The organism is Bacteroides xylanisolvens XB1A (assembly GCF_000210075.1).
Lineage (GTDB): Bacteria > Bacteroidota > Bacteroidia > Bacteroidales > Bacteroidaceae > Bacteroides > Bacteroides xylanisolvens.
Genome location: NC_021017.1, coordinates 4965681 through 4975141, shown reverse-complemented (window position 1 = coordinate 4975141; position 9461 = coordinate 4965681). Strand labels below are relative to the sequence as shown.

5 protein-coding genes are annotated in these 9461 nt (G+C 42.4%); all 5 read right to left on the bottom strand.

The genetic code is table 11. The annotated features are described in order from the left end of the window. A partial coding sequence (locus BXY_RS19350; protein ID WP_208946862.1) for an MFS transporter occupies positions 1 to 1038 on the bottom strand: 1038 nt, incomplete at its 3' end. Between the two features lie 16 nt (positions 1039 to 1054). Then, positions 1055 to 1975, bottom strand: coding sequence for a glycerophosphodiester phosphodiesterase family protein (locus BXY_RS19345; protein WP_167509174.1), 921 nt, complete (start codon positions 1973 to 1975; stop codon positions 1055 to 1057). Between the two features lie 11 nt (positions 1976 to 1986). Then, positions 1987 to 4518: a glycerophosphodiester phosphodiesterase family protein gene (locus BXY_RS19340; protein ID WP_015532726.1), complete on the bottom strand. Its 2532-nt coding sequence runs from the start codon at positions 4516 to 4518 to the stop codon at positions 1987 to 1989. A gap of 21 nt (positions 4519 to 4539) precedes the next feature. Continuing rightward, complete coding sequence (locus tag BXY_RS19335) at positions 4540 to 5886, bottom strand: RagB/SusD family nutrient uptake outer membrane protein (RefSeq protein ID WP_055235400.1); 1347 nt, start codon at positions 5884 to 5886, stop codon at positions 4540 to 4542. A gap of 12 nt (positions 5887 to 5898) precedes the next feature. Next, on the bottom strand, positions 5899 to 9318 hold the full coding sequence (locus BXY_RS19330; RefSeq protein WP_015532724.1) for a SusC/RagA family TonB-linked outer membrane protein: 3420 nt from the start codon (positions 9316 to 9318) through the stop codon (positions 5899 to 5901). Between the last annotated feature and the right edge of the window lie 143 nt (positions 9319 to 9461).

The window sequence follows — 9461 nt, the reverse complement described above, 5'->3', positions numbered from 1 at the left end:
CCAAAAATGTACGCCCGGAACCAAGAGAAACAGACAAAGTGCTATTACATTCATCAACCCAAATACTAAAGCTGGAATATTACGACTGCCGGAAAACATTTTATCGGAAATGATACCGGAAAATACCGTGCCAATGATTCCACAGATAGAACTGATTGATATTATAAAACTGGCATCCAGCGTAGAATATCCCTTTTGAGCTTCCAGATAGAAAACACCCCAACTATTTACCGCATAGCGGCTAATATACATAAATGCACTGGATAGAGCCAAAATCCAAATTGCAGGATTCTTCAAGACAGCCTTTTGTGCTTTGTTGAAATCTTCCGTTTGTTTACCAGACAAAGAATGAGAATCCACAGATGAAGAATTTTTGTTCAACAAAAATCCCTGACTCTGTGGCGTATCACGCATAAAGACAAGCATCATAAAGAAACCTAATATCCCAATAATGCCAGCTCCAATCATCCCATACCTCCATCCCATCCAACTGACTAACAAGGCTATGGAAATAAAGGTTAATGCTTCACCCAAATTATGACTAGCAGACCAAAAGCCGTAAAAAGTTCCACGTTCTTTACTACTGTACCACCGAGTAAGAGAAACCACTCCGGATGCTGCTCCCATTGACTGAAACCAACCATTCAATCCCCAAAGTACGACAAAGGCATAAAATGAACTGGTGAAGCCCAAACACAGATTTATCAAAGCGGAACATAATAATCCCGTAGACATAAAACGCCGAACATTACTACGGTCAGCAAGAAAACCATTCGTCAACTTACCCACTGCATACACAAAAAACAGACAGGAACCGATAATTCCTAATTGCGTTTCGGAAAATACTCCCTCCTCTACAATTGGCTTGCGCACTACGTTCATGCTAAGGCGACAAACATAGTAAATGCCATATCCGGTAGTAGCCGACAAAAATGTAGCCCAACGGATGCGCTTAAAGCGGGAAGAATCTTCTGAATCAGTCTCTCCCCCGGCTAGCGGGGAAGAGATTTTATAAAAATCCAATATTTTAAATGACATAACCGAAGTTTACATATTAATGAAAGGCGTCTATCTTATGCTCATTACGTTTCTTACGGGCTTGCAAGTATTCCAGTAAATAAGCGGTACGATCAGTCTGAATGATTGTTGCTCCAAGTTTATCTATCAAATATCCATATCCTTCATCCGGGTTTTCCAATGATTTGTCGTCATCATGTCCGCCTGCCATCGTATCCCAAAGGGTATTATACCAAATTTTACTTTTTCCTTCCAGCTTCGTCCTCACTTGTTTTGGGAATTGACAAGTATCCGATTCGAACAACAATTCGAAGGCTACCGGGTGAAGTTCTTTCATGAAATCATCTATTTGCTGCATAGCTCCCGGGCGATCCAAATGTACGATTGGCATATATATGATCCGGTCTAAATATTTTCCCAAATCCTTTTTCACTTCTGCAACAGGCTTTGCCCCCTTCATGATGATCTGTTCAACGGTTCCGGTTTTCTCCAGAATGGGGAAAATCTCATCAAATATCGGATAAGCCTTATCCAAATTTACCATAACGCGCCCTTTGGCCGTCAATAATGCTTCCTCCAATGTAGGCACACGATGTTTGGTTCTCAAAGCAGCGCCATTCTTCAGACGGAGTGTCCGGATAGAATCCAGTGTCCACTCGGCAACCTTACCTTTTCCGGTGGTCGTTCTATCCAAGGTTTTATCATGCATAAGGATCAACTGTCCGTCTTTGGTTTTCTGAACGTCCAACTCCACGACGTCGGCTCCCAACCGGATAGAACTCTCTATTGCTGCCAGCGAATTTTCTGGTGCAAAGCGCCAATCCGCCCGGTGGGCGACTACGGTTACTTCTTTATTATCAGGATTCGTAATCTTTGCATAAATTGCCTTCACCGGTTCATCTGCAAACAAGCGGAAAGGAAACAGCAAAATAATTCCTATTATCAGATAGTTCTTCATATTCATTTTTATCATCTATACTTTTTGGATTTTAAATACTTGACAGCTAATTCGGCATAATCAGTCTGTACGACATTAATACGTTTGTTTATCATGCCTACCAGCCCCGAATAGTTGTCCGACAACATGTTCGTATCATTCGCTCCTACGATATTGGAGAATAAAAGCCAACCTTTGGATTTAATGTCTTCCGTCATCGCTCCCGCAAGAGCATCCGAAGTGGAAAGTTGCATCATCTGCACATTGTCCGTGTAAGATGAAGCAAAATAGGTAATATCATCTGAAGCTTTTGCCATCGGATGCAGTAACAGAGTGCTGTTCGCCGCTTTCAAATCGTATGCATAATTACGGTTGTTTGAAACATAAAGCAGGACTTCGTTTTCCATGTCGAGTTTTTTAAGTAATGCCACCATTGTCGCTACGGCAACGTTTTTGTTGACTATATCCAAGTTAAAATAAACCTTTCCTTTGCCTTTCTTCAATGCGTCCTCTAAAGTGGGGATTCGTTCGTTTGTCAGATTCCCTGCTGCATCTTTAAGATAGAGCTGCTGTAATTGCTGATAAGAGTAATCTCCTACCGCACCGCTTCCGTTAGTGGTTCTGTCGATCGTATTATCGTGCATCAGCACCAATATTCCGTCAGAGGTGGGACGTGCATCAAGTTCGATCATTTCTACTCCTGCATTGATTGCATACTCTATGGAAGTTAATGAATTCTCCGGTATGCCGTCGGCTATACCTTTCTGCGTGTTCGCCCGATGGGCACAAAGCCAAACCTTATAGGAACTATCATCAAATAAATTCTTTAAATCGGTCTTCAGATTTCCTGTAATAGGCAGTTGACCGCCCGGTTCGCCGCCCGGATTCTCTCCCGAGCCTCCCAACTGTGCACTGGTGTGGCGGCTGTCTTTCCCTTTCATCGGCCATGCCGAAGCTGCACATCCGGTTATACCTTCATCTTCCAAAGCTATCAGGACACTCTTCGACGGATCTACCGTGTGAGTAACGCCAATATAGATCGTTCCATCCGGTCCGATTGTAGGCGAACTCCAGATTTTTCCGATACCCGCTTCCCAGTTATCTTTTAAAGGAGAATCGCTCTCGCTAATCAGTGCAGCCAAATCTTTTTTCAAGATTAGCTGTTCTTCCGAGGCTTCGGGTTTAATGATATAATAATTACCGGATTGTGTTCCAAAATGAATATTTCCGGCCTGATCGATTGCCGCACATCCACTGACGTCTTCCGGCACACCGTAATGCCATTGAACAACTCCATTAGGAGATAATGCAACAATTCCACCCGTGGCTTCACCCGGAGCACGTTTTACCGTTACAATGATACTTCCGTCCAAGCCTATCACAACACCCCCTTGGTCTAGTGTTCCTACATTTCCTAACGAAGTACGCCATTTCTCGACCCCGTCGCTTCCAATAGCAAACGCACTGCTTCCTATACTCGGGAAGGTGGCAATTCCGTATATAGTGCCGGTTGCGTCCACAGCTACGGAAGCATTCATGTTTTCTGAAGGCTTATCATTTCCCGAACTATATATTTGCCATGCCCACATCACATTACCACCTGTATTCAGTGCAGACGCCGACGCACCGAATAAGCCGTTCTTTCCACCAGCCCAAATTAATGTGTTGTTCGCCAATGCTATTCCGGCAGATACTCCCCCCGACGGGCCTCCGGAATTGTCTGCGTTTGCCACATAACCTACTCTGTAACCGGTATTCTTATCGACAGCAAGCACAGATCCCGTAGAGCCGCCGTTACCCATATAGATATGATTCTCTCCAATCGCACAAGTCAGATAATTAATACGAGGCTTTGAAGCCTGTCCTTTATTCCAAAATCCTTTTTCAGCATCTCCGGCAACGACCCATTTCTTTGTTCCATCGGGATTGATGGCATATACGCGCCCTATTTTGCCACTTGTGTCGCCTGTTCCTACATACACAGTACCGTCCGTATCAATGCTCGGAGTGGTATGCGTATTACCGGACGGAGAATCACCGTCAGCCGATGTCCATAAGTCGAACTCCCACAATTGTTCACCGGTAGCGGCTGAAAATTTCCGCAAATAATGGTCATTGGAAGTCATATATACATTATTATCATCACTGACTGCCGGAGCCGTAGAACGTATTTCGCCCAACACGTGGGCACCTACCCATTTCAGTTTCACATTGCCGACTTCGGGCAGAGGTTCAGCTTCAATCGTCAATAATTTATGAGCCATTGCATAATTTCCTTTACTGTCTTTCACATGCAAAGTCACTGTATATGCTCCATTCGTTTCGTAAGTCACTTTAGGAGCAACTTCTGTTGAAGTCTCTCCATTCCCTAAATCCCATTGGCAGGTATAATTACCTTCTCCGCCTACTGTCTCATTCGTGATACTGACTTCTTCGCCTACATAGTAGGTTGTCTTGTCAAAAGTAAATTTAGCTGTCAGCGCATTTTCTTTCCAATCATCCGAGCATGCTGAAAGTAGCAGCAAGCAGATAAAAAACGTTGTTACTATTCTTATATTCTTCATACTTTGTTCTTTCTAAGATAATTAATAGCCTTCATTTTGAGGGTAATTTTCCTCTCCCGCCAAATCGCGTTCCGACTGGGGAACAGGATAATACATCAGATAGTTTCTACCGTTCAAGGAAGAAAACAAGTCCAAACGGTTGGTTCGCTTCAAATCATACCATCGTTGACCTTCTGCATACAACTCGCGGTGACGCTCATCAAGTATTTGATTCTGAAACTCTATATCAGTCATATTTGAAGGCAACAAGACGGTTGCGTAGCGTTTGTTCATAAATTCTTTTAATGTAGCCAACCCATTGACTGCTCCCAATGCTTCCGCTTTAATCAGATACATTTCCGCCACACGGGTAACCACAATCGGGGTTTGTGACGGTTGTTCATTGGTAACAAACTGACCGGTACTTCCATTCGGGAATTTAATAATACGGCTATTATCTGCACCAAATACTGCCTTTGCCCGTATATCCTTTGACTTTACGGCGGTATCATCATAAAGATGGCTGTAACATTCGGTAGAAGGAGAGTAATCCCAAGTCGGATCAATGTCATTGACCGTTTGGTAAAATAACAGCAAACTTGTACTACGCTTGTTGGCTAACGCAAAGACCAGTTCTTTGCTACTGCTATTAGAGACAAACGCCTGGGCATACTCAACTGATGTAGTACTCAATGCGAAATTTGATTTTGTAATCACTTTGTCGGCATAAGCTGCCGCATTTGTATAGTCTTTCAAGGACAAACATACTTTGGCTTGAAGCGCATCGCAAGCACTAAGAGACACATAAAAACGATCGGTGAAATCAGACAGTAATCCTTCCGCTTTAGCCAAGTCTTCTTTTATAAAACTCCACACTTCGGTTTCGGGGGAAATGGGAACGACGTCGTAAGTGCGCTTACGCAAGATAGGAACTCCTCCCCAGCGAGTGACCAGATGATAATAAATCAAAGCTCTGAAGTAGTATCCGGTCCCTCCTGTCTGCTTCACAACCTGACTCTCTTTATTAGATGACGCTTCGTATGTTTCAACCAAGAAATTTACTTGCTTCAAGGCTGTGAAACATTTCTGCCACTGGCTCAAAACTTCTTTAGAACTAGGAGCCATCAACATGGGGTCGTTCATGGAAAATCCGGGACCTGCCTTGAAATTCTCGCCTTTTACATCACCATCCATATAAAATTTGAATACCAGTTCTTCCATTTCGGCATACACTCCATTCAATAACTTTTCCAAATCGGATTCGCTCAACATATCTTGAGGTATCTGATCTTTAGGCCGCATATCGTCCAGTATACCTGAACAACCCGTCATCCACAAAAGGCAAATGCTACATAGCAAATAGTTGATTATAGTATAGTATCGTTTCATACATCTATATTTTTAAAAGTTTAGATTCAGACCAAAAATAAATGTTCGCAATACAGGTTGCAATCCGAAGTCAACTCCATAATTTGAGTCTCCCGGGCTACCGGAAAATGATGTTTCGGGATCATAACCGGAATACTTGGTGAGAGTGAGTAGATTATCAGCCGAAACGTAGACTCTTAATGAGTTCACGCGGAGTTTCTTAACGACTGATTCCGGCAAAGTGTAACCCAAAGTCACAGTTTTCAGTTTAAAATAGGAAGCATCTTCCAAATAACGTGTTGAAGTTTGCACGTTATAGTCATAATCATACCCGGTATGTACTCCTATTCTTACAGGACGAGGAATCGTGTTGCTTGTGCCCTCTCCACGCCAATATCCGTTGGCCACTTCTTTGCTTACATTAAAGTATTGCTCGACAGATTCGCCACGGTCATTTACTTTTACATTGGATAGCGCCAATCCTAAATGGTCAGTACCTTCGGAACCGTTCACTCCCCGCCATGCCGACATCACTTTACCACCTACCGAAAATTGTCCGAACAATGACAAATCGAAACCTTTGTAAGAGAAGTTGGAAGTAATACCACCGTAAAAATCAGGAATGGCTTTTCCTACATTCATTCGGTCGGCGTCAGATATATCTCCGTCTTCATTATAATCGAAATATTTCACGTCACCGGCACGGACTCCTTTTGCATACAGTTTCGCAGGCACTTCGTCGTCACGCTGGTAGATACCTTCCATCTTTAACATATAGAATGTACTGATAGGCTGTCCGTTAATCAACGCATGCATCGAACCTCCTAAAAGGTTACTACCGCTGCTGGGAACAATATACATATCATTTCCTTCGATGAGGGAAAGCAATTTGTTCTTTACAAAAGAAATGTTACCACCCAAATCCCATTTAAACTTTCCGGTGAAGATTTTACCATTCAAAGCCAACTCAAGTCCTTTATTCTCTAATGAGCCGATATTGGACTGTAATGTGGTATATCCGGTGGTTGCATTGACTGGTTTCTTAAACAGCAGGTCGGTAGTCTTTTGATAGAACATATCTATGTTTAAAGTCAGGCGAGACTGAAACATTTCTATATCAAATCCGATATTAAACTGGCTGGCTTTCTCCCAAGTCAAAGCACGGGCATCCTGCGAAATCTGGAATCCGGCAGAACCGTTGTAAGAAGCACCACCCGCACTAATCAGTGATAACGGAGCATAATTACTCACTCCTGCCATGCTACCTGTCATACCCCAGCTTAATCTTAACTTTGCATCATTGACGTATTTATTTTTTGGGAAAAATTCCTCATTGGAGGCACGCCACGCAAAAGAAGCAGAAGGGAAATAACCATATCTCTTGTTCTTCGCAAAGCGGGAAGAACCATCACTACGCAAAGAAGCATTCAGTATATATTTATTGTCCCAATTCAAAGCAATTCGTCCGAAATAGGATTCTAAGGCATAAGATGTATAACTAATATTTCCGGCGTAAATATTAGGGCCTGCATTGATTAAATCAAAGTTTGAGGAAGGAAATGCACCGTTAGCATAGTTATCACTCTTTGCCCCGAATTGTTCATAAGTGTATTTCTCAAACGAATGTCCCAACATGACGGAGTAGATTAGTTTATTCCATTCATTGTTGTAAGAGAATATATTATCTATCACATAGCGGAAACTCTGGTCTTTTTGTTCGGCTAATGCTCCCCAACCACTACTATTTTTACGGGCATCATGCTTGTCCGACAATTTTTTAGATGTGTTGTCCAAAATACCATATACGCTTACTGTTGGTGTGTACTTAAACCCTTTGAAAGGAGTTACGTCTACGCTGAACACACCGGATAGTTGATATTTCTTAGCTACCCAGTCTTCTTCATTAATCAGCATCACCGGATTGTGGCGTAAAATATCTGTCCCGTTCACTTTATAAGATGTTCCGTCTTCTTTATAAGGTGAATACCAGGGCTGCTCCTCACGAGCTGTACGAAGTACTTTCAAGCTGGTACTCGTTTCTTCCAATAAGTCCGAACGGCTGGCCGAACCTGCCAAATTCATATTCAGTTTGAACAGGTTGTTTATTTTATGTGTGAATTTGGCACGCATATTATACTGGTCATAGCTGCTCTTATTCAAATATCCTTCTTGAGTATTAGCGCCTAAAGAAGCAAAGAAGGTGGTCTTTTCATTTCCACCGGAAATGCTGATAGAGCCGGTACCTGTTTTCGAGTTTTTTCTTGATATTTCTTTCACCCAATTGGTTTCCTGAATTTGAGAAGGAACATACAATTGGAGGTTAGCTCCCATTTGCACATTGTAATTATCAATAGCGGCTTGCATCGTATTCATATATTCCATCGAATTGGCCATTTCAATGTCGCTAGCCAGATAAGCGAATCCGTAACGACCGGACACCTCTATCTTCGTCTTACCTTGCTGACCTGATTTGGTCGTTATCAACACAACTCCGGCATTGGCACGTGAACCATAGATAGCGGCCGCAGACGCATCTTTCAAAACTTCCATGCTCTCAATGTCATTCGGATTCAAGTTGGGATATTTTTCGCTGGGGATACCATCGACCACATAAAGCGGCGAGCTTCCCCCACTAACGGAACCGATACCACGAACGGTAACATTCGGTGCTTCTCCCGGAGTTCCTGATGCAGAGGAGATATTCACACCCGCTACACGTCCTTGCAGCATTTTAATCGGATTATAGTCATTACCCTGATCTATATTTTCCATCTTTACTTTACTGATAGAAGTAGTGACTAGCTTTTGTGACTGGACTCCGTAGCCGACAACAACGACCTCGTCTATCATTTTACTGTCTTCTTGAAGTACAACTTTTACGAATGTCTGCCCTGTGGCAGAAAGGTCAACTGTTTTATAACCGATATAAGAGACAGTCAATATTCCCTTTTCCGGTACGTCTGCTAATGTGAACTTTCCATCAAAATCTGTAATCGTTCCGTGCGACTCACCTTTTATCACAATACTGGCACCAATGACTGGTTCGCCTTTTTCATCGACAACAGTACCTGTTATTTTTTTAGTTATTAATTTGTCCTGGGCTTTGCGAATCAATACAATCACATTATCTTGTTCTTTCTTATACGCTAAGTCCATTCCTCCTAAAAGTTGTTGCATGGTTTGTTCAATCGTTGCATCTTTCACATTGAGTGATACTTTTCGGTTTAACTCCGGCAAACTCTCATTGTAAAAGAATTTGTAATTGCTTACTTGCTCGATTTTCTTTAAAGAGGCTCTCAAAGAGATGTCTTTCACACTTACCGTTATTTGGGAATAAGCAGTGAAAGAGACGCATAAAAACAATAGCAGACAGATAGCCCGCAGTGTTTTCCAGTTCTTACTTCTCCCTGTATTTGCTTGAGGGAGCTTTTCAAAGGTTGTTTTGTGCTTCATATATCAAAACTTTTAAGTTGTTTGATAGGTATACAGACTGCTATACTCGCTCGTCCAATCGCCTATCAGACTTTAACTCTCGTTAACTTATTCAATTCAGAGAACAAAAAAAACATTCCTAAGTAGTGGGCTTCGGAATGGCT

What these genes read in the sequence shown, in the direction of transcription:
- BXY_RS19330 (WP_015532724.1), bottom strand. Translation starts at nt 9,318, where the DNA reads ATGAAGCACAAAACAACCTTTGAAAAGCTCCCTCAAGCAAATACAGGG.
- BXY_RS19335 (WP_055235400.1), bottom strand. Translation starts at nt 5,886, where the DNA reads ATGAAACGATACTATACTATAATCAACTATTTGCTATGTAGCATTTGC.
- BXY_RS19340 (WP_015532726.1), bottom strand. Translation starts at nt 4,518, where the DNA reads ATGAAGAATATAAGAATAGTAACAACGTTTTTTATCTGCTTGCTGCTA.
- BXY_RS19345 (WP_167509174.1), bottom strand. Translation starts at nt 1,975, where the DNA reads ATGAAGAACTATCTGATAATAGGAATTATTTTGCTGTTTCCTTTCCGC.